Raw genomic sequence first — 281 nt, 5'->3', positions numbered from 1 at the left:
AAACCGAATAAAGATGAGAGTAAGAGAGTCACAGTGAAGTACGAAGCGGAGCCAACAACAGTGGCACCAGCAGTAGAAAAAATCACAGTGTCAAATAATAAAGTGGAAGCAGAAGATACAATTACGGTGTCAGAACTGAAAAAAGGCGACATCGTTCGTGTATATGAAGCGTCAAAAGGTGGAGAAGCGATCGTAACATCAGAAGCGGTAGCTGGAGAAGCGAAAGAAGTAACGATTAAAAAGGCAGATTTACTGAAAGAAACAGGTGGCACAGTGTACGT

General features: G+C 42.3%; 1 pseudogene. It reads left to right on the top strand.

The annotated features are described in order from the left end of the window. Positions 1-33 precede the first annotated feature (33 nt). A pseudogene (locus tag H6481_RS28515) lies at positions 34-281 on the top strand (hypothetical protein); the annotation flags it as partial.

The organism is Bacillus sp. ME78 (assembly GCF_903970865.1).
GTDB classification, from domain to species: domain Bacteria; phylum Bacillota; class Bacilli; order Bacillales; family Bacillaceae_G; genus Bacillus_A; species Bacillus_A cereus.
This window is presented reverse-complemented; position numbering and strand designations above follow the sequence as displayed.